The 22718-nt window shown below is 45.8% G+C and carries 12 protein-coding genes; 6 read left to right on the forward strand and 6 right to left on the reverse strand.

Annotated elements, in window-relative coordinates; genetic code table 11:
• Positions 1–2 precede the first annotated feature (2 nt).
• Genes ACEN82_RS18110 through ACEN82_RS18135 form a run of 6 tightly spaced genes read left to right on the forward strand, consistent with a single transcriptional unit; the run spans position 3 to position 8451 of the window.
• Positions 3–935: a dihydrodipicolinate synthase family protein gene (locus tag ACEN82_RS18110; RefSeq protein WP_413321416.1), complete on the forward strand. Its 933-nt coding sequence runs from the start codon at positions 3–5 to the stop codon at positions 933–935.
• Positions 932–1972 (forward strand): 4-hydroxythreonine-4-phosphate dehydrogenase PdxA, encoded by a 1041-nt coding sequence (gene pdxA, locus ACEN82_RS18115; protein ID WP_413321415.1) that lies wholly within the window; start codon positions 932–934, stop codon positions 1970–1972. The genes ACEN82_RS18110 and pdxA overlap by 4 nt, the downstream gene beginning before the upstream one ends.
• 4 nt (positions 1973–1976) lie before the next feature.
• On the forward strand, positions 1977–3143 hold the full coding sequence (locus ACEN82_RS18120) for a four-carbon acid sugar kinase family protein (protein ID WP_413321414.1): 1167 nt from the start codon (positions 1977–1979) through the stop codon (positions 3141–3143).
• Complete coding sequence (locus ACEN82_RS18125; RefSeq protein ID WP_413321413.1) at positions 3140–4705, forward strand: sodium:solute symporter family protein; 1566 nt, start codon at positions 3140–3142, stop codon at positions 4703–4705. The genes ACEN82_RS18120 and ACEN82_RS18125 overlap by 4 nt, the downstream gene beginning before the upstream one ends.
• Before the next feature lie 9 nt (positions 4706–4714).
• Positions 4715–6136, forward strand: coding sequence for a sialate O-acetylesterase (locus ACEN82_RS18130; protein WP_413321412.1), 1422 nt, complete (start codon positions 4715–4717; stop codon positions 6134–6136).
• 2 nt (positions 6137–6138) lie between these two features.
• Complete coding sequence (locus tag ACEN82_RS18135; RefSeq protein WP_413321411.1) at positions 6139–8451, forward strand: DUF5703 domain-containing protein; 2313 nt, start codon at positions 6139–6141, stop codon at positions 8449–8451.
• 604 nt (positions 8452–9055) lie between these two features.
• Here the strand turns inward: ACEN82_RS18135 and ACEN82_RS18140 are convergent.
• The 6 genes from ACEN82_RS18140 to ACEN82_RS18165 all read right to left on the reverse strand — a co-directional run bounded on the left by ACEN82_RS18140 (position 9056) and on the right by ACEN82_RS18165 (position 22717).
• Entirely contained in the window at positions 9056–11098 is a 2043-nt protein-coding gene (locus ACEN82_RS18140) for an aceric acid hydrolase (protein WP_413321410.1), read from the reverse strand.
• A 97-nt stretch (positions 11099–11195) separates the two neighbouring features.
• Complete coding sequence (locus tag ACEN82_RS18145) at positions 11196–14537, reverse strand: glycosyl hydrolase (protein WP_413321409.1); 3342 nt, start codon at positions 14535–14537, stop codon at positions 11196–11198.
• On the reverse strand, positions 14534–17842 hold the full coding sequence (locus ACEN82_RS18150) for a glycoside hydrolase family 2 TIM barrel-domain containing protein (RefSeq protein WP_413321408.1): 3309 nt from the start codon (positions 17840–17842) through the stop codon (positions 14534–14536). Before ACEN82_RS18150 ends, ACEN82_RS18145 begins: the two co-directional genes overlap by 4 nt.
• Positions 17839–20037, reverse strand: a complete 2199-nt coding sequence (locus ACEN82_RS18155; protein WP_413321407.1) for an alpha-L-rhamnosidase-related protein — start codon at positions 20035–20037, stop codon at positions 17839–17841. Before ACEN82_RS18155 ends, ACEN82_RS18150 begins: the two co-directional genes overlap by 4 nt.
• A gap of 2 nt (positions 20038–20039) precedes the next feature.
• Complete coding sequence (locus tag ACEN82_RS18160; RefSeq protein WP_413321406.1) at positions 20040–21629, reverse strand: sodium:solute symporter family transporter; 1590 nt, start codon at positions 21627–21629, stop codon at positions 20040–20042.
• Positions 21630–21637: 8 nt separating this feature from the next.
• Positions 21638–22717, reverse strand: coding sequence for a Gfo/Idh/MocA family protein (locus tag ACEN82_RS18165; RefSeq protein ID WP_413321405.1), 1080 nt, complete (start codon positions 22715–22717; stop codon positions 21638–21640).
• Position 22718: the final 1 nt, after the last annotated feature.

The raw sequence follows: 22718 nt of genomic DNA on the forward strand, positions 1-22718 counted from the left end.
TAATGAAACTAAAAAAGAAATATAATGGCCTGGTAGTGCCATCAATTACGCCACTTACCGATAACTATAAACTTGACCACGAAGCGGTTGAAAAAATCTTCGACAATATTTTCAACTACGGCGGTGTACCTTTTATTTTGGGCACTACAGGCGAATCGGCCTCCTTACCAAACGATGTTAAGCTTGATTTTGTTAAGCTGGCAACATCAGTAAGGCAGCCAGGAAGATTGCTTTACGCGGGCATTTCGTCAAACTGCCTTGCCGATTCCATCGAGTTGGCCAAACGTTGTGCCGATGAAGGTATTGACGTTGCAGTAGCCCACCTGCCCGCCTATTTCACTTTAACTGAATACGAAATTAAAACATACTTTGAAACGCTGGCCAATGAAGTACCTATCCCGCTGATAGTTTACAACATTCCGGCTACCACCAATGTATCAATAAACCTAAATCTTCTCGACGAATTAAGCCATCATGATAATATTGTTGGAACTAAAGATTCGGAGCGGAATCACGAGCGTTTAAAGGATTCGCTTAAATTATGGGCCGACAGGGCCGATTTCAGCCACTTCTTGGGCTGGGGTGCGCAATCTGCCCATGCGCTGTTTACCGGCAGCGACGGCCTGGTGCCAAGTACAGGAAACCTGTTCCCGGATATTTATTACAAAATGATAGTTGCTGCAGATAATAACGACGAAGCCGCCGCGCTGCAACTACAAAGGCATTCCAACCTGATAGGTGATATTTACCAGGGCAAACGCCTACTGGGCGAGTCGTTGGCCGCATTAAAATCATTAATGCAAAGCGCGGGATTATGCCGCACTTACATGATGCCCCCTTTATTGCAAGTTACTGAAGCCGAAGCCGAAGACCTGCAAAGAAAACTACAGCGCATGCTTAACGTTGAAAACCTCAGCTTACCAATATACCAATGACAGCCGAAAAACCGATCATAGCCATAACCATGGGCGATCCGGCCAGTATCGGCCCTGAGATAGTTGTTAAAGCCCTGCTTACCGAAAGGCTGTTTGAAATTTGTCGCCCGGTGATCATTGGCGATACCGGTGTATTTTTTGATATCGTAAAACGGTTGGGTTTCGATGCGCGTATCAACTCGATAAAAGATATCCGCAAAGCAAATTTTGAGTTTGGCAAGCCCGATGTGTATGATCTGCAAAATGTAGATATGGAACAGCTGCGTTTTGGCGAAATCTCGGCTATGGCGGGCAATGCCTCGTTTGAAGCCGTTAAAAAAGCAATTGAACTGGCACTTGCTGGCGATGTTGATGCAACGGTAACCGGGCCAATCAACAAAAAATCAATCAATGAAGCCGGGCATCATTTTGCCGGGCATACCGAAATTTACGCCCATTACACCGGCACAAAAAAATATGCCATGCTATTGGTTGAACATAACATGAAGGTGATCCATGTATCAACCCATGTTTCACTAAGGCAGGCCTGTGACCTGGTTAAGAAAGACCGCATTATTGAAGTAATCGAGCTTTTACAGGATGGCCTTATTTCCCTTGGAGAAAAAAACCTGAAGATAGGTGTAGCCGGACTTAACCCCCATGCAGGTGACTCAGGTTTGTTTGGTACCGAAGATGATTTTGAGATCCTCCCTGCTGTTCAAGAAGCAATGAAATTAGGTTACGATGCAGAAGGCCCTGTACCTGCCGATACTTTATTTTCCAAAGCATCAACCGGATATTATGGTGGTGTGGTAGCTATGTACCACGACCAGGGCCACATCCCCTTTAAGCTTACCGGTTTTAAATGGAACGCCGAAAAGCAGCAAATGGACAGCGTGAAAGGCGTTAACATCACTATGGGACTGCCTATTATCCGCACCTCGGTTGATCATGGGACAGCCTTTGAAATTGCAGGTAAGGGCGTTGCCAGCAGCGATGCCATGATACTGGCCATCGAATCGGCGGTACAGTTGAGTAAAAACAGGATAAAAGTATAAGTATATGATCGCTGTAATTGCAGATGATTTAACAGGAGCCGCCGAACTGGCGGGTATAGGGCTCAACCACGGCCTAAGAACCGAAGTGAGTACTACTGTTGATGAACACTGCGATGCAGATTTGCTCATTATCGCTACCGACACGCGTTCCCTTTCCGTAGTTCAGGCAAAGGAAACTGTGTATAAACTTACTGTTCAGTTACAGCAGCTAAAACCCCGTTTTATTTTCAAAAAGATAGATTCGGTTTTAAGAGGGCATATTATTGAGGAATTGCAAAGCCAGCTTGCGGCATCAGGTTTAATAAAGGCTTTGATTATCCCCGGCAATCCTCACCATTCAAAAAAACTTATCGGCGATACGTTCCATTACAATGGTGCGCCAATCCACCTCAGTGATTTTGCTAACGATCCAACCTTCCCGGCCTTAAGCTCAAATATTGTTGAGTTATTAAAGGCTGATGAAAAGGTTCGATTAGTAAAAAGGGATGACAAGCTACCATCGACAGGAATTATCATAGGAGGAGCTGAAGATGAGGATGATCTTAAATATTGGATCAGTAAAACAAATAGCAACACCCTATTAGCAGGCTCAGCAAATTTGTTTACTACACTGCTTGAATACCTAACAACTCCGCAAAAGATCGAACCCCCTGACCCCGAGACAACAGGCAGGCGATTGTTTGTATTTGGCAGTACCTTTTACCAGGGTAAGCTGAATCTTCTTGATGGCAAACACAATAATATCCCGGTGCACTATGTACCTGCGGCAACCATCTGTGCCGAAACCAGCGGTGATCATGTACATGGCCTTTTTGCAAGTCATGTAGCATCAAGCATTGTAGCCGGCAATAATGCGATCATTGCCATAAACCCCGATTTTATCAAGGATATAAAGGTAGACCCGGTATTGCTGAGCCACAAAATGGCGGATATTGTAAAACAGGTTATTGACCACACCTCGCTTCACGAATTACTGATTGAAGGCGGGGCAACAGCCTGGGCTATACTTGAGCGTTTAAACATCAAAAAGTTATATCCCTCAAAACTAATAGCTCCCGGAGTTATTCATATGCGCATAGCCGGCAATAACCAATTATGTTTAACTTTAAAACCCGGCAGCTACCCCTGGCCTGCCCCCGTTTGGGCAACCAATAATTATACCTGCATATGAAACATGAAACCCTGCACCTGGCAGATTATATCATCATAGCCCTGGCACTGGCCATTTCATTAACCATCGGTCTTAAGTTTTCAAAAGGACAAAATTCAACCAAAAAATATTTCGTATCACGCGGTTCCATCCCGGCATGGGCAATAGGCATGTCGTTAATGGCAACACTCATCAGCAGTGTAACCTTTTTGGCCTACCCGGGTGAAGGCTTTGCCTCTAACTGGATCCTGCTTGTTCAGGGTTTAATGGTACCTATTGTATTGCTGTTGATGGTATGGTTTATCGTCCCCCTTTACCGCGAGGTTATAGGCGTAAGCACCTACGAGTACTTTGAAAAACGCTTTGGTTTGTTTGCCCGTTTTTACAGCTCTATCAGTTTTGTATTAACCCACTTTTCAAAAATGGGAACAGTATTTTTTCTGCTGGCACTGGCACTATCCAACATGACCAACACCAACACATTCGCCATTATCTGGGTGATAGGATTCGTGATCATCGTCATCACACTTATTGGTGGGATTGAGGCCGTAATCTGGGCAGATGTGGTACAAGGTTTTCTGCTGATAGGCGGCGGTATAGCCTCATTTATCATCCTCATCTGTTCAATCAAAGGCGGCTTTCCCGAGCTTTGGCATATTGCCAGCGTAAATCACAAAAACAACTTTGGCCCTTACTCCTTGGATTTCAAAAAGCTCACATTTATTGTAATGGCCATAAACGGTGTGTTTTACGCCATCCAAAAATACGGCACCGATCAAACTATGGTACAGCGTTATCTTACAGCCAAAACCGATAAGGCGGCTATCAGGGCATCCATATTAGGTGTGGCGCTTACCGTTCCTTTATGGGCTTTGTTCATGTTCATCGGCACAGCTTTGTTTGCCTATTATCAGCAAAACCCATTACCAGCAGGTATTAAAGCCGATGCAGTTTTCCCCTATTTTATCATGAGTAAATTGCCTACCGGGGTTGTAGGATTGATATTAGCTGCGCTGATCTCGGCGGCGATCTCCAGCCTCGGGGCCGACCTCAACTGCCTTTCGGCCATTGGCGTGGAAGATTACTATAAAAAATTCAGGCCCAATAAATCGGATAAAGAATATTTAAAAGCTGGTCGCTGGATAGTGATTCTGGCGGGTTTGGGCGCAATGGGTATAGCCACCCTCTACCTGCTTGCAGGTGACGAAGGTGCGCTGGGCATTGTTTTTACCCTATACGCGATATTTTCAGGCGGTATTGCCGGGATATTTTTATTGGGCTTGTTCAGCAGCCGCGCCAATCGCCAGGGGGTGAACATTGGTATTATTGCCTGTATCCTGTTTACGGGCTATGCTTTTTTAACATCAGCCAAAATTGGTTTGGGTACGGACAAACACATCTTGCTTGATTTAGGTAGGTACAATTTCAATCAGCATAAATACATGCTTGGGGTGTATAGTCACCTGGTGGTAATTATAGTAGGCTATGTGGCCAGCTTGTTTTTCCCTAAACCCGAGTTGAATAAAAACCTCCTTTTCAGCGGATGGCTTGAGGCTAAGCGAGCCGGAAAGCTTACCAAATAATTTATAGCAATGAAAAAATTACTGGCATCAGGCCTGGGTTTGCTCCTGTTTATATCATCGCAGGCACAAGTAAAACTGGCATCCATTTTTACCAACAACGTAGTTCTGCAACAACAAAGTGCGGCCCCAATCTGGGGTTGGGACAAAGCCGGTTCAACGGTTACCATCAATACTTCATGGAACAAAAAAAGCTACAAAGTCAAAGTAAACCCCAATGGCAAATGGCTTGTTAAAGTTGCCACCCCCGTTTACGGCGGCCCGTACACCGTCACCATCAGCGATGGTAATACTATAACATTAAACAATGTGCTTATTGGCGAAGTTTGGCTGTGCACCGGGCAATCAAATATGGAGATCCCTATGAAGGGGTATAAAAGCCAGCCAATAAGCGGTTCTGTTGATGCTATACTTAAATCATCTAACGCCAATATCCATATTTACACCGTTCCCCACTCATCAGTAACCGAAGTACAGGACAATAGCGAACCATCAGAATGGCATGTCGCCTCCCCCGAATTTGTCTCCGCCTTTAGTGCTACAGGTTATTATTTCGGCAGATTATTAAACGAGATACTGCATGTACCTATCGGTTTAATCAGTGATTGTTACGCGGGCTCGAATGCCGAAGCCTGGATGGATGCTGATGGACTGAAAGATTTTCCGGAGATCAAAATTCCGGCTAAAACAGACTCCATCAAAGCTGTATCACGCACGCCTACTACCCTGTTCAACGGTATGCTGAACCCGGTGATCGGTTACGGCATTAAAGGCTGCATCTGGTACCAGGGCGAATCCAACTATGACCGCCCCGATCAATACGAAAAACTATTTCCGGCCCTGGTAAAACGCTGGCGTGAGCTGTGGCAGCAAGGTGATTTCCCTTTTTATTATGTGCAGATAGCCCCGTATGATTATGCACAGCTTCCGCCTTACAATAGTGGCGGGAAATATAATTCGGCCTATCTGCGCGATGCTCAACGGAAATCGCTAAAAACTATATCAAACAGCGGTATGGCCGTATCGCTTGATGTGGGCGAGCAGGTACTTATCCATCCTCCGCGCAAAGAACCTATAGGCACAAGGTTAGCTTACCTGGCGTTGGCGCAAACGTATGGTATTAAAGGTTTCGATTATGCAAGTCCATTATATAAAGAAATGACGGTTGACGGCAACCGGGCTACCATCAAGTTTGAACATGCAGAAAATGGATTGACCTCATTCAACAAGCCCATTCAAAACTTTGAGATAGCCGGTAAAGACAAAATGTTCTATCCGGCCCAGGCCATGATATCGGGCAGTGTAATTATTGTATCTTCACCCTTGGTAAAAGAGCCTGTGGCCGTGCGTTATGCCTTCAAAGATTTTGTTGTGGGCGATCTGTTCGGCACTAACGGGCTCCCCGTTTCCTCATTCAGAACCGACGACTGGTAATTATGAAAAAACTCCTGCTGCTCTGCTTCCTGTACTGTAATATCGCGTTAGCTCAAAAAAAAGGCATTGAACAATACAATGAAGTGTGGACCAGCCAAAGCCAAAACTCAGGCCAGTCGATGCCCTGCGGAGGCGGCGATATAGGGCTGAACGTATGGGTTGAAAAAGGCGAGCTGCTTTTTTACATCGCCAAGAGTGGCACTTTTGACGAAAATAATGCCATGCTCAAACCCGGCCGGGTAAGGGTCAGGCTCTCGCCCAACCCTTTTGATGGCAATGATTTTAAACAGGAGCTGAAACTTCAAAATGGTTCGGTACTCATCAACGGAAAAAACGGCGATTTAAAAGCTGAAATAAAGCTTTGGGTTGATGTTTACCGCCCGGTGATCCACCTTAACATCAGCAGCAATAAAGCCATTAAAACCGAAGCTGTTTTTGAAAACTGGCGTTATCGTGACCGGGAAGTGAAAGGTCTCGAAAAAAATGAAGGCTCATGGAAATTTGCCCCGCGTAATGATGTAAAAACACTGAAGGATAATATTGGCTTCAAAGGCAATGCTATCCAGTTCTATCATCATAATCTCGATTCAACTATATTTGATGTTACGGTAAAGCAGCAAGGTATGGATGCGGTTAAGGATCAAATGTACAATCCGCTTAAAAACTTAACCTTTGGCGGGCTGATGCAAGGCAAAAACCTAAAGCCCGCAGGCACTACAAAAGGCCAATACCTCAACACCGATTTTGAAGGCTGGAAACTGGCGAGCATTAAACCTGCGACCAATCAGGATATCGAGATCTATCTTAATACGCTACAAACCGCCTCGGTAAATGAATGGCAGCAAGGCCTCAACAAAGTACTTAAAGAAGCTGAAACCAATAACAAAACCGCATGGCAAAAAACAGCCGACTGGTGGAAACAATATTGGGACAGAAGTTTTATCTACATCAATACAGCTAAGCCCGACAATGATACCACGGCCTGGCAAACCGGTAAAAACTATCAGCTTTTCAGGTATATGCTGGGCTGCAATGCTTACGGACAAGCACCCACCAAATTTAACGGCGGTCTGTTCACCTACGATCCTGTTTTTGTTAATGCACAGTACGCTTTTACGCCCGATTTCCGCAACTGGGGTGGTGGCCTGATGACGGCCCAAAACCAGCGGTTGGTTTATTTCCCGATGCTCAAAAGCGGCGATATTGATATGATGAAACCGGAGTTTGATTTCTATCTCCGTTCCCTAAAAAACGCAGAGTTACGCAGTAAGGTTTACTGGGGCCATAATGGCGCATGCTTTACCGAGCAAGTGGAGAACTTCGGTCTGCCCAATAGCGCCGAGTATACCTGGAAACGCCCTGCCGATTTTGATAAAGGATTAGAGTACAACGCCTGGCTCGAATATACCTGGGACACCGTATTTGAGTTTTGCCTCATGATGCTGGAAACGGAACGGTATAACAGCAACGACATCCACCAATACATTCCCTTTATTGAAAGCTGCTTAACCTTTTTCGACGACCATTACCAATACCTCTCCCGCAAGCGCAGCGCCAAAGCGCTTGATGGTAATGGCCACCTGGTGCTATACCCCGGTTCATCTGCCGAAACTTTCAAAATGGCCTATAATTCCAACTCGACCATAGCAGCGCTGCAAACCATTACCAAACGGATACTGGCCTTACCGGATAATTACCTGAGCAAAGAAGAGCGTGGCAAACTGGAAGGCTTTTTAAAACGTATCCCTCCTATTACATTTGCTGAGATTAGCGGGCATAAAACCCTTACCCCGGCAAAATCGTGGGAGCGGGTTAACAACGAGGAAAACACGCAATTTTACCCGGTATTTCCATGGGGCATATTTGGCTTGGGCAAACCGGGATTGGGTACCGCTTTGAATACATGGAAACTGGACACCCTTGTAGCCAAATTCAGGAGCGGCATTGGCTGGAAACAGGACAATATTTTTGCGGCCCGCTTAGGTCTTACCGGTGAGGCAGCCAAACTAACCACCTTCAAACTCAAAAACTCGGGCAGGCGTTTCCCGGCATTTTGGGGGCCGGGTTTCGACTGGACACCCGACCATAACTGGGGTGGCTCAGGCATGATCGGTCTGCAGGAAATGCTGATGCAGGTAGACGATAAAAAGATCCTGTTGTTCCCCGCCTGGCCAAAGGACTGGGATGTACATTTTAAACTTCATGCGCCTTATAATACTACTATTGAAGCTACGCTGAAGGATGGGAAAGTAGTTGATTTAAAAGTTCTCCCCGAAGATAGAAAGAAGGATATTACAATGATGTTAGCCCAATAATTCCCTCGTTCATTTGTAACAAAAAGGGTGTCCCAATTTTTTGATTCTCAAAAAAAAATTGAAAAAACTCCCGCTGCTCTTTTTTGTAAAAAGAGGCTGTTTCATTTTTTGAGAGTGAAAACGCGGAACACCTTAAAAATGAAACAAACTGATAATCAAATAGATAACAATCCATTCGAAACGCCATTAAATACCTGATTACCAATGACTAAAACTTTAAAGAGTAAACTTTCCTTATTTCAAAGACAGGTAAAAAACCTTTTTTATTTCTTGTTTTTTTAAAGGTTTTTAGGCTTTTTTGGAATTGATCAACCTCATTTATAAATAGCACTGACAAAATAATGCCACCAAAATTGCGGGGGTGAATATCGATATTTCATGCCATCCGGCTGAAGCTCAGCTAACACATATTGGGACGAAAAAACAACCGCCACCAATTACCGGCCGAAGTTTTAAGTGTAAGAACAAAAGGCTGCTTTAGTCCCGGCGGCCAGAGGCCGCCCTGATAGTTGCCACCCGGCTGGGAGCCGAGCGGCGGCGTGGAGCTTTTTTGACCTTTCACCTTTTGCCTTTCACCTTTTGCCTTTCACCTTTCGCCTCGAAACTACCTGTCCAACGGCATCCACGTTTCCATATCCACATGTCCTCGGTTACCCCATGCATAATACGGGATCAGCCTGATATCAACAGCGTTTTGTTTTGGGGTAGATACCTCTTTATAAAGCCGGTTAGTCCAGTTATTTTCATCATGCAGGTCGGCTTTACCGGTTAAGCTCATGATCTCACTGTTATCTATCCTGATCATTTCAGGCTTAAGCTCATTATTGGCAGAAAGCACCACATCGAAAACCTTTTGCCCCTTAGCCAGATCGGCTGATTCCAAACAATAAACCACCGGACCGCGTTTTACTGCAACCTGATTACGGGTTTCCTCAACAAGCGGGTTTGCTTCCATTAGGGTTACCGGCATTGGCAGGTCGAGATCAATTGTCATTCCTTTTCGCCAAACGGCGTTAACTTGCGTATAAGTTCCAGGCGTAGTATCTAACTGCGGCACCGGCTGACCTTCGAGTTTGATACTTGCGCCCTTACACCAGCCAGGGATCCTCAAAAATACCGAGAATGCTTTATTGCCCGGTACTTCATCAAACCTGATATGGATCTTCCCATCCCAGGGGTAATTTGTAGTTTGAGTGAGTTTTACCGGCGTGCCATCTTTCAATTTAGCGGTTATGGTGTTGCTGCCATACAGGTTAAACCACAACCCTTTATCTGATACGCTGTAGGCATAATCGCTCACCTCGGCAATGGTACGCACCACATTGGGCGGACAACAGTTAGAAAGTTTGATATACCCTATCCTATCCTTAGACCAACGCTGCTTAAGGGGCAAACTATCTGAATAAGCCAACGGATTGGTATATAAAAAGTTACGACCATTAAGACTGATACCCGAAAGTACGCTATTGTACAACGCCAGCTCCATTACATCGGCATATTTGGCGTCGCCGGTTACCTGTAGCATGCGCCAGTTCCAGAGTACATTGCCTATGTTGGCGCAGGTTTCGTTGTGCGCCGTGAAACTTGGCAATTGGTAATCGCGCCCGTAAGCCTGATGTACCTTTTGCACCTCGTTAGGATTGTAAGATGTACCATCAGGCGAAACCCCGTCATATAATGCTCCGCAGCCACCGGTAATATACATTTTGCGGTTCACCACATCATTCCACATCAAATTTAAGGTGTGCATAAGTGTGGTATCCCCGGTTTCGGCATAAACATCGGCAGCACCGGCGAAAAGATAATTGGCCCTCACCGCATGCCCCATCGCCTGTGTTTGCTGCCGGAAAGGTGTTCTGTCCTGGTTATCGTCGGTACCGTCCTTCATCAACCCGCGGATATCGATCAGGTTTTTAGCCAGTTCCAGGTATCGGGGATCGCGGGTGGTACGGTACATCTCCACTACCCCCATGTAATGCGAAGGGCAAATAGCGTTACGCGCCAGTTCGGGCGAGGCCGTTTTATAAAACTTGTAGAGATAATCAGTGGCTTTAACAGCCACTTTCAACAAAGTAGTTTTGCCTGTAACCCGATAATGTACACAAGCCGCTGTCATGAGGTGACCAAGGTTATACGTTTCAAAATTAAGACGATCGTTAAAAGCTTTTTCCTTGTCGCTGTTCTTGCGCTCTTCAATAAGGGTTGGTGTGTGGATATAACCATCAGCCCGCTGCGCTTTAGCAATAACGGCTATGGTTTTGTCCATCAGTTCATCCAGTTTGGGATCATGCGTATTAGCGTACATACTGGCCACAGCTTCAAACAGTTTGTAAAGATCACCATCATGAAATGGCGGCCCTTCGTGTGAGCCGGTGTCTAAACCGGCGGCTATTTCAAAGTTGCGGTAGGCATGACTGATCTTCGGATCGGTATAAACCCGCCACAGGTTAGGGATCATGGTATCACGGCAAACTTTGAACCTGTCGGCCCAAAAGCCGCCTGTCCATTGTACCGCGCCCATATCAAGGCTGCTGAGTTTGGCGTAATTGCTTTTGCTGGTGTTGACCAGAGCTTTGTTTTGGGCCGATAGTTCATTGCCGGCAATCATCAATAATAGGATGATAAAGTACTTATACAATGTTTTCATTTCGGAAGTAAGCGAAGACCTCAGAGTCCTCTGCGAGAGACCCTGAGGGGACGAGGACGAGGTTATTCCGATATATTTAAAATTCCATTTCATATCATTAAGGGATAGATGTGAGCAATTTCACCGGGCTGAGCAAACCAGCCGGTAACAACGAACGGCCTTCCAAACGGTAAGGCGCGTTTGTCCATGTAATACGTTTATTTTCGGGCAGGGCATGATCACCCATCAGGCGGTTAGCCCAGGTGTTGGTTACTTTGATTGTCAATTTATTTTCGCCGGGCTGAATGGCTTTGCTAATGTCTACCCGATAAGGATATGTCCAGGCGGTGCCGCAATTGACGCCGTTTACATACACCTCGGCCAGGTTGGCGATATTTCCCAAATCAAGATATGTTTTGGCCCCTGTTTTTGCAATAAACTGAAAAGTGTGATTGTAAACCGCTGTTCCTGAATAATACTTTACACTGTCGTTAGCGTTATGTGACCAGTCTTCAGGTTGATTAAACATTACCGGTTTCGTTGGGCCTCCATATTTAGGGTCGAACTGTACCTGCCAATCTGAGAAAGTCTGTACCGTTTTAAGATGAGATGGCTTATTATCCTCGCTTTTTGCAATAGCAGAAACGTTTCTGAAAACGATAAAAGCTGACCCATTGGCAGCCAACTCAAGCTTAATATTTGTACGGGGCGATTTGCTGGTATTAGCCAATTGCCTGATTTCACCTGTTAAAGGATCCCATAGTTCAGGAACTCGATCTGTTACTCTCAATGACAGTTTGATGGTTCGGTTTAAAGCCTGTTGATTTGAAATGAAATAAATATCAAAGCCATCAGCGCTACGATGTGTCCATGCAATATCTTTTGCCGTTTGATTAGCTGAATCCGTAGCTATCAGATCGCGGGAGAGGCCTACCTCATCAAACGTATCTTTTTGATACGAGCCAATGAGTACCTTTCCTGCAGAACCATTAGATAAAAGCGCTTTCATCCGCTTATCGCCGAATAAAACCGTAGCGCCTTCATTTACCAATTGCTGAAGCTTTTTTACTGCTTCTGCCGATAACTGCCATGGCTGAGGCGACATCTGGCTTACACCCGGTATTATCAGCATGGCATAACTTGCTCCGCCGGGCAAAATAATCCTGCCGTTTTTAACGGTAGCCAGGCGCAAAAGGGCATCTTTATTAAATGAATCATAGTTATATCCCCTCAGCGGGTCTATCCAGTTTTCGGGCAGCACCATATTTGCCGAGTGGCTTGCATCTTCAACCGAATTGATGATCGGTACACCTTTGTTGGCTAAGCGCTCCTTTTCCTGCTTCACACGTTCGGTGCCGAAGATACCGGGAAGGGTATTAACCAACCTGTCGGGCAAAATTGCGCGGCGTGGTGTTTCTTCGCCTGTAAAAACAGCGATATCAGCAACCGGATGCCCTTGTTGCAGCATAGCCTGGCAACGACTGATATAATCAAACCAGGCCTTGCCCGGCTTCCACCAGGTTTGATCCCGCTGAAAAAATAGGCCGATACCATCCAGTGTCATACCCGGCTTACGGTCAAGCCAGGGGTTATGCACATTTACGTGAAAAACATAACGATTGATGCCAAGGGCAAAATTGCGGTCGGCAGCTGTTTTAAGCATTCCGGGGTGCTCGTCCCATAATAACCGCAACTCTGTAAAAGCCTCGGCCTGGATAATATTTTCACCGTAGATGTGCCCGCCCGAAATGGCATCCAGCATATCATTGGGCTTATCATGCGTAGGGCTCCTGAACCAAAATTCCCCCATCGCGATATCTGCCTTTTGGTAATGCAGCATGCCATCGCTCATCATGGTTGGGGCAACGCTTTCGGCGGTAAATGTGCAGCCCTTTTCATGCGCCAGCTTAGCCATCGTACCGTAGAAATTATCTACCAATAACTCGGCTATGGTTTGCCTTACATCCGCTAATATTTTTTCGGTTTTTTCGGCGCTTTCCATCGGCACACCGGCCATTAACGGAAGATATGGTAGCAGATCATACCCCCTCCGCTTCTGAAATTCGGCAGCAAAAACCGGCGACCAGTTTTGGCTGCCGCACTCCCAACTATCCACATGAAAGATCTTTAAAACCCGTTTAGCCAAATCCGGGCCAACCTGTTTTACAGCCTCGCCAAACCAGTTCTCAAACTGTATTTTGGCAGCCTCCGGGTTAAACTTATCGCACTCCAAGCCAATGCCCCCACCGCCGGTAGCATTGGTGTGCCCGGTAGAAGTATGACCGATACGGATAATTGTCCATCTGCCTGCGGGAGCCTGCCAGTTCAGTTTACCATCTGCTCCTAATTTATCGGTTAGGTTGATGATTCTATTTTTATCAACACAAAGATTAGCCGGCAATTGGGCATCAGTAGTTTGTTTGCTTAACCGCCATACCTCACCTGTTTTACTTTCATACTGATGGATCCGGGGTTCACTCAACAATTCAACGCCTGATAATTTCAGCGTAGGTTTCCATTTGGCAAAATCAAGGTCTTCGGCCCCCGGTTCAGAACCTTCTTTATCGTAAGTAAACCTGAAATATTTTGCTGTTGTTGGGGCGATGGCGTGTGTGATCTCCGCGTCACCATCCTGCCAGCCGTGGCGCGGTGGCTCCAATCTGTCTAATGAACGGTAATTTTTACCATCATCACTTACCTCAAGCAACAACCTTTGCGACTGGTAATTACTTGCCGAAGTATGAATGATTAGCGAGCGGCAGGTAAAGGGCTTTTCAAATTCAAGCTGCAGCCAGCAACGCTCGTTGCTTGTAAAGCTTTTGGTATTTCCTTTTTCAGTGAGATATTGTACGTCGGTATTAGGCAAGCTGGCAGTTACCTTCGGATGCTCGTCGTAGCTGCTTATCCCCTCGCCCGGGAGCGACGGATAGGCCAATACTTCGATATCTTTATAGTAGTTTTTATAATGCTTTGGCACTGGCAAAGTATCATGGTCAGCTTTGCCTCCCTCAACCTCAACTTTTGACCATACCACCTTTTGCATGGAAAGCTCCGGCGTTATCCATGGGCCACCGGCCAGCGCAAAACCATCGCTATCATGCATAGCCAGTTTTAGGCCTATCCTGTCGGCCTCCTGCATGGTAAATTTTACCATTGCCCACCATTCGGGGCTTAACTGATTAATTGACGGTGAAATAAACGGCGGATTAGCAGGGCCTTTGATGGGCATTAAATAAGCACCCGCTATTCCGGCCTGCTTCATAACCTGCAGATCAGCAGTAATGCCCTCCCGGCTTACGGCACCCTGCATCCAGTACCAAAACACCCATGGTTTTGCCGATTCAGGAGGATGCAAAAACGCCTGTTTCAAAGCATCTTTTGCTGGCGATACTTTTCGCTGCTGGGCTATACCCGGTGAAAACAGGCAGCAAAGGCAAATTATAAAAACGTATTTCCTCATGGCTTCCTGTTAAATTTGATCTGATATGCGGTATTACCTACCGCATCCGGTTTACCTTCATAAGGTTTCAGGTAAAAGCTGTATTGATACTTTTTGGCCGGAATACGGTATTGCTCCAAAGGCTCGGCCACTTCCGACCAGCTATCGTTGCCGCCTACGCCCATCTGTATCAGGTCGATATTCAGCGTAATAAAGCCGGCATCCTTTAGCTTGTTGGTATGCTTCGCCTTTTGAATATTCTCTTCGGTATAAGGCCAGGCACTCATGCTCAGCAGGCTATCGGCGGCGATCAGCAAACCACCTGTTGTATGGTGCAGCAGCATCCAGCGTACATCGGTACGGTTGCCGTTTTCCTGGGGAACTACGTAAGGTTCCATGAATTGGTTAATGCTTTGCGAATAGATGCCCGCTTCCGAGCCTGTACGCCTGTCGATATAGTTTTCATAAGGACCACGGCCATAATAGCTGATATTGCTATCGGCTTGGGCAATCCCCATTTGCATACCAACTTTAGGGAGATTTGGCAAGCCGGTTTTAGCATCAAGAGCATAAGCAACATTTAACAAGCCATCACCACGGACTGTATAATTTACTTGTACCGAAGCGCTATCGTTAACCATAGAATAAACGCTCGTAACCACCACTGAACCGCCTCCTGTTTTTTGACCGGAGATTTTCTTCAAAACGGGCACCGCTTTAAACCATGCTGCAAGTTTCTTTTCCATTTTCCAGCCACGATGATCGTTATCCGTAACCGGGCGGGTAAAGTGAGGCAATAGAGGAGCAAATACCTGCTGATTACCTTTGTACACGTACGAGGTTAAAGCGCCATTTGTTTTGCTGATGCCTATCTCAAAATCTTTTCCGCTGATGTGGTAAGCCTTGTCATCTTCGGATAGTTTGGTTTCCGGATAATGCTTGGCATCCACATTTGTAGTTGATGTTTTAGGCTGGGTTAGCTGAATTTGGTCGCTTGCTATTTCATAGCCTTTGCTGGCCCAGGGCTCATCTTCGGCAAGGGCAAAATGAATATCGGCCAGGTATTCGTGATTGGGTTTTAAACCAGGCAGGTATTGTTTAATGCTGATGGTTGTATCGTGCTCGGCTGCAAGTTTGATACGGGGAATTTGTTTTTTCAGGATGATCTCTCCGTCCTCTCTTAATTGCAGGGTAACGTCATAATCGCCCAGTGAAGCTACGCTATGCCAGTTTTTGATGTGGATAGTTGCTTTATCGGCATCAACCAGTTCACAAACCGCAGGTTGAAAAACATGCTTGCATTCGTAAATGGCAGGTTTCGGGCGACCGTCGGATGCTACGATACCTTTGATGGTAAAATTATCAAAATAACGTTCGCCATAATCACCGCCGTAGGCATAGTATGCCTTACCTGTCGAATCATGTTTTAGTAAACCCTGGTCTTTAAACTCCCATATCGCCCCACCAATAACCCGCTTTGTTGATCGCCATTGATCCCAAAACTCTTTTAAATTTCCATTGGAGTTGCCCATCGCATGCGAATACTCCACGAAAAATATCGGGCGGGTATCGCCATTCTGCTGATTGGCCAGTAAAGGTGCGGTATAAATGCCGGGATACATCCGGCTTACAATATCCACATAAGGCTGATCTATAGGATTCTGTAACCTGTGCGAATGATCATTAGTTTTTGGATAGCGCGGATCGGTTGGGTCGATATAACCTTCGGCCTGCGGTGTACCCTGGGCCGGCTCATAATGTACCGGGCGGGTAATGTCAAAATCATGAATCCAACCTGCCATCGCCGCGTGGTTTGGCCCCCTGCCGGCCTCATTACCTAAACTCCAAATGATCACGCTTGGATGATTTTTATCGCGCATTACCATACGGGTAGCCCTGTCGAGGTAAGCGCCGGTCCACATGGGGTCGTTGCTCAGTTTTGAACCCAGGCCGTGGGTTTCCAGGTTAGCTTCGTCTATCACCAGTATCCCGTACTCATCGCACAGATCATACAGGTATGGATCCATCGGATAATGGCTGGTTCGGATACAGTTAAAATTGAAACGTTTGATGGTGCGCACATCATTCAGGATATCCTCGCGGGATAATGCTTTACCTTTAACCGGATCATGATCAGGGCGGTTTACACCATATAGGTAAGTAACTTTACCATTAATGAGCAGCTTGCTATCTTCCTTACTAAATTCAATACTCCTGATTCCCACTTTGCAGCTCTTAACCTCAAGCGCTTGGCCGGTGCTATCTACTAAGGATAAAGTAAGCGTATACAGGTTTGGCTTTTCATCGCTCCATTTATCCGGATTTTTCAGTGTAGTTTCCAGCAAACCAAATTTCACGTTATCCAATCGCGGGTAGATCTCGTTGATGATGCTTTCCACACTTCGCTCTAAAGGCTTCTGCAATACTTCTTTGTTGTTCCTGTCGAAAAGTCTTGCTTCAATTTTATATCCGGAAACAGCTTTGCCTGTCAGGTTCTCGATCCGCGGGCGGATACTGAAAACAGCGTCTTTGTATTGCTTATCCAGTTTAGCCTGCCATTGAAAATCGGCTATGCGCAATTTAGGTTCTGCCAAAAGCATTACTTCGCGATGGATGCCGCTCATGCGCCACTGGTCCTGATCTTCGAGGAAATAACCATCGCTCCAGCGGATCACCTGTACGGATACTACGTTTTCGCCAGCCTGCAGGTATGGCGTAATGTTAAACTCCGATGGTAAAAAGCTGTCCTCCCCATAACCCAAAAACTTACCGTTGAGCCAAACCTTAAAACCAGAGCTTATCCCGCCAAAATGCAGGGTAATGTTCATGTCCTTCCAGTTGGCTGGCAGGGTAAACGTACGCTGATAACTGCCAATGCCATTATAATCCTGCGGCACATGAGGCGGGTTAACCGGGCGGAACGGGTAAACCGCACTTTTATAAATAGGTTTATCATAACCCTGCATCTCAATGCTTGAGGGAACGATGATCTTTTTCCAACCGCTTACCCGGCTTTTATAAAAATCTTTCGGCGCATCGGCCGGTTTAGCAGCGTAGCTAAAATCCCAATAACCATTCAGGGACAACATCCTGCCTGATTTTTCCCTGTCGCCAGCCAATGCCTCTTTGATACTGCTGTACGAATAGGCCGTAGCGCGTGCCGCATCCCGGTTTATGCCATCAACCAAAGGATTTTCCCAGGGTTCGGCATCATAAACTGTAGGCACGTTTGGTATAGGCGCAGGTGTTTTATCAACCAATTGCGCGTAAAGCCCTGTTGATGAAAATGCTGTTAAAAGCAGGATAGATAGGAGGCGTTTCATCATTTTTTTGCGCTGTAGTTTATGGTGTATTGTTTTTGTTTTTGGATGGTAAGCTCATAGGTGCCATTTCCATTAGCAGTTATTTCCCCCTCTTTACAAACTGGCTTTGAGGTACTTGTAAACCGGAGCAAGCCAATCCCGGTATTGCTGTTTGCTTTGATCTGTTTGGTACTGCATGATACCTTGATATCCCCATCAGCAGTTGGCACGCTGCCTTCCATCCATTGCAGGCCGCCCAATTTAGGTTCGATGACATACTGCTGATAGCCCGGAGCAGTTGGTTTTATGCCGAGAAAATATTTACCTAACAGGTATATCGGGCTTGCGCCCCAGGCATGGCAAAGGCTTTTGCCAAACGGGCGTCCGTACATGGCATAGCGGTCGGCACCGGTCTTAGCCGGGTTGTACTCTTCCCAAAAAGATGTGGCTCCTAAATTGAGCATGCCTCCCCAGTAATCCTTCATTTCTTTAAGTACATAACTTTTCTCGCCCATGGCGCAAAGCGCTTCCAGCTCGTAAAAGCGCATGTAAGGGGTGGTTATCTTTTGGATATTATCATTCAGCAGTACATACTTTTTAACTTCCTGCTGTTGGCCGGCATTGAGGTAATTGAAAAATATCGAGAACATATTGGTGTAGCGGGTCACATTATCGCTTTGCTTGCCATTAACCAGGCTGTGTACAAAAGCGTGCTTATCACTGTTCCAGTACAGGGAAAAGATCTTTGATTTTAGGTCTGCCGACAGTTTTTGGTATTGATCGTTGCCTGTTTTATCATCCATGATATTGGCGCATAAAGCCATGGTTTCCAGGCTGCGACAAAGTAGTAATTGCTCAAAGCTTACCTCTCCTTTTTTGCTGAGTTTATCGGCCCAGTCAATAAATACCCAATCGCCGGGCAAGCCTTCCATCAAGCCATTTTTATCGCGGCGCTGCAGGCAATAGCTCATCAGACTTTGCATTCGGGGGTACATTTGTTTGATGAAACTTTTATCGCCGGTATACTGGTAATAATCATAGATACCCATGAACCAATAAAAAGTATAATCCATAATGGTATTGATGTGGCTGGTTACCGGGTCTTTACCGCGAAGGGCATACAAGGTGCGGGTTACCGTTGGCGAATCAAAGTACAGGTAATAATTCATCAAATAACTTTGATAAGCATCGCCCGACCAGATCCACCTGTCGCGCTTAATGCCATCTATAAAAAATTCACGCGTATTCAGGTGCAGGGTATACGCCGAAACATCCCAGATCTTGTTGATCAGCTCATCCGAACATCTAAAACTCCCCCGCTGCTCAACCGGTGAGTATTCATATAGCATAGCTACATCATCTGCACTCACATTATCATCAAACAAAACATTGATGTAGCGGAATGCACGGGACCCCTCCATGGTATAATCAGCTTTTTGAGGCTGATCGATATAAATACTATCCAACAGTTCGCAAGCGCTTAGGGATAAAGCTTCTTCTTTTGATTCACCGTAGCAGAGTTTAATATTGCCCTTGCCTTTTAAGCCGATAAGCTTGGCGTAACCAAATGTTTCTTTTCCAAAATCAACCAAAATGGAATGTTCCTTCCGCTCGGTTTTTTCCGGCTTATGTTCCTCTGTGGGTAGGCGAAATGCTGAGGGCAGCTTATCTGCCGAGTCAAAATTCCAGTTGCCGGCATTTACATATTTTGTGGCCGAGATATCTGAGGTTTTCCCCGATTCGTCAATCCATTCTTTATCTTCATAAGTTACCAGCCATGAAGTATCTGACACCAGTTGCTGCCCCTTCACAAATATGGCGGGGGCAGCAGCCTGGTTATAGACTTTGAGACTAAGCCTGTGCCTGCCAGCCGGCACATGGATATTTTTAGGATAACCCGCCAACGCCTTACCATCAAGCTTTACATTGTATTGACCTTCAACAGCCAGTTCAACTGTTTCGGGATTGGCAAGCATAAAATCCTTATGAAAATCAACCAATACATAATGGCTGTCCAGTTTCCAGAATGGCGGAAAGAAAGCACCCCGCTCGGTGCGTCGGTTTTGCATCCGGTTGCTCAGCCACACTTCATAATCGCCGGGATACCAGATCCAGGTAGCTTTTTGCGCTTTTGCCATATCAGCCAAAAACATGAAGCTTAATAGCATAATTAAAAAATGCAGCTTATTGAGTTTTATATGGGTAGATATTTGATCCATTTTTAATGTCCGTTGAAAATGAGGTATAAAGCGATCATAATTATAGTGAGGAGTCCCCAGGCAATCTTCACGCGTTTAGTAGGCTTTAAAGTGTGTTCCATTTCAGATTCCGTTGCAACGTAAACGGCGGGTGTTTTATCAAGCAGCGAAATAAACACGGCAGATGCCGCCAGGAACACAAATATGAAAAACGACAGCATCAAGTAATGCGGCCAAAAGCTGTACCTATCGGGAGGTAACACCCACAGGTAAACCACACCCGTACCCAAACTAAAAGCCGAACCAGCCGAAAGAATGATATTTACCGCCTTGCGGGTAGTGCGTTTCCAATAAACAGTAAGGAGGAAAACTACAGCCAGCGGCGGCGCAATAAAGCCCAATACCGATTGAAATACGTCGAACAAATTAAGCCCTTTGATACTGTCGATAGCCAGCGCCATGCCTATGGCAAACAGGCATCCACCAATTACCGTGTAGCGCCCTACCCTGATGAGGTCTTTGTTAGTAGCATTAGGATTGATCTTTTCAGCATAAATATCCATGGTAAACACGGTGCTCAATGAGTTTAAGGACGAGCCAACGGTGCCTATCAAAACTGCTATCAATACGACGATAACTAATCCGTTCATTCCCGGAGGGAAAAGATTGGTAACCATAGTCATGTAAGCTAATGCCGGATCGCTCAGATGTGGAAACAGGATAAAACACAAAATGCCTGTGAGGATAAACAGCGGCAGCGATAATATCTTGAGCCAGCCAATAAAGTTAACACCGAGCTGTCCCTGCTCCAGATTTTTAGCGCCCAATACTGATTGTACCATAGCCTGATCGGTACAGAAAAAAGCTACAGCCGATACCGGGTAGCCCAATAATATAGCATACCAAGGGTATTTTACATCACTTGCCGGATGAATGAGGTTCCAGTAATTTGCTGGTGTTTGATGAAATACGGCCGATAAGCCACCGGCTTTGCTTACACCCAAAACAGTAAGCGTTAATGATACGCCGATGAGCAGCAGCATCTGGAAAACATTAACTTTGGCAATAGCCTTTAAACCACCTGTAAATGCGAATAAGCCCGCAAATGAAACAAGTACAATGACCGATTGCCACATGGGAATGCCAAGGATCTGTCTTACTAAAAATCCACCGGCAAACAAACCTAACGACAACCACGAGATCAGCATTTTGATCATGGCATACCAGGCCAGGATATTGCGGGTCGAATTGCCATACCTGTTGCCCATAAACTCGGGCATGGTTGATACTTTAGCCGCAATGTATTTTGGTGCGAATACCAGCGCCAGCAGCATCAGGAAAACAAAGGCATACCAGTCGAAATTAACGGCCACTATGCCCGTGCTGTAGCCAATACTGGCAAATGCCAACAACATAGACGGCCCCACATTGGTGCCCCACATGTTAAAGCCAATGCTCGCCCAGCCCAATGATTTATTGGCGAGGAAAAGGGTTTCGTCTGTTTTGTTTTTAACACTAAAACTGGCACGGAACCCGATTACCATTAAAACAACCAAGTATGCGGCAACCACCGAGTAATCCAGCAGCGTAAGGCGCGATACAATATTGCTCATGCCCAATATCATGCGCTTAACTCGTTTACGGTTAAATTAAATTCGGTCAGGATGTCATCAACCTTTACGGGTTTGCCGCTTTGTAAGGAGCGGTCCATAGCCTGAAGCAAGGCGATAGTTCCAATACCTTCTTTAATATCGGGATAAGCGGTATAGCCTTCGGTAATGCTATCGGCAAAGTACTCGAGGTAGTTTTGATACTCGCCGGCGTGGTGGCTTTTGCCCTCAAACCTGAAGTAGTGTTTCAGTTTATGTTCCCAGGTGATGATACGTTCTTCGCCGGTATTATCGGTAATTGCATAACGCAGGTCCATGTAATCGCCCTGACTACAGCCTTCGGTACCACGTAAAATACAGCTCATTTCACTGTCGCGGGTAACGGGTTGCACCGGACCTGTATAGCAGCCGCTTACGCGGGCAATACGACCATCTTTTGCTTTGAAGATAAAGTGCATGGTGTCCGGGTTTTTTAAGCCGCCTTTGGCACCGTTGGCACTCAACATACCATAGCCCATCACCCCCTCGATCTCCGGCAAATACCAGCGAATAAAATCAACCGGGTGACTTAAGCCACCGTACAGCCATTTAAAAGCTTGTTGTAATGACCATGGCTTCTCTAAAAACCAGCGATGATCGGCATGGTAATAAGCCTCGATGGTTATTAAATCCCCTATCAAACCTGCCTCATAATCTTTACGCTGCTTTTTCATCGGTTCAAAAAAGCGAGAGCTTTGGCCTACAAAAACCTTTTTCCTGCTTTGCTCAACCAGTTCAAGCAGCCCGGCAGCTTTACTCAAATCATCAATAAATGGTTTGGTACATACCACGTGTTTGCCATGCAGTAAAGCTTGTTTTACATGCTCAGCATGTAAATGATCGGGCGTATAAATAGCAATGATATCTATTTCGGCATCATTGAGCATGTCCTGGTAGCTGGTGGTGTAGTTATGAAAATTGAACTCTTCCGCACGGTGCTTACACATTTCAATATTCATATCGCATACCATTTTCAGTTCAAGCTTATCGCTTTTTAACACTGCCGACATAGTGCTGCGTCCTTCGCCTAATCCTAATATTCCTATTTTCATT

It is taken from the genome of Mucilaginibacter sp. Mucisp73, from assembly GCF_059491465.1.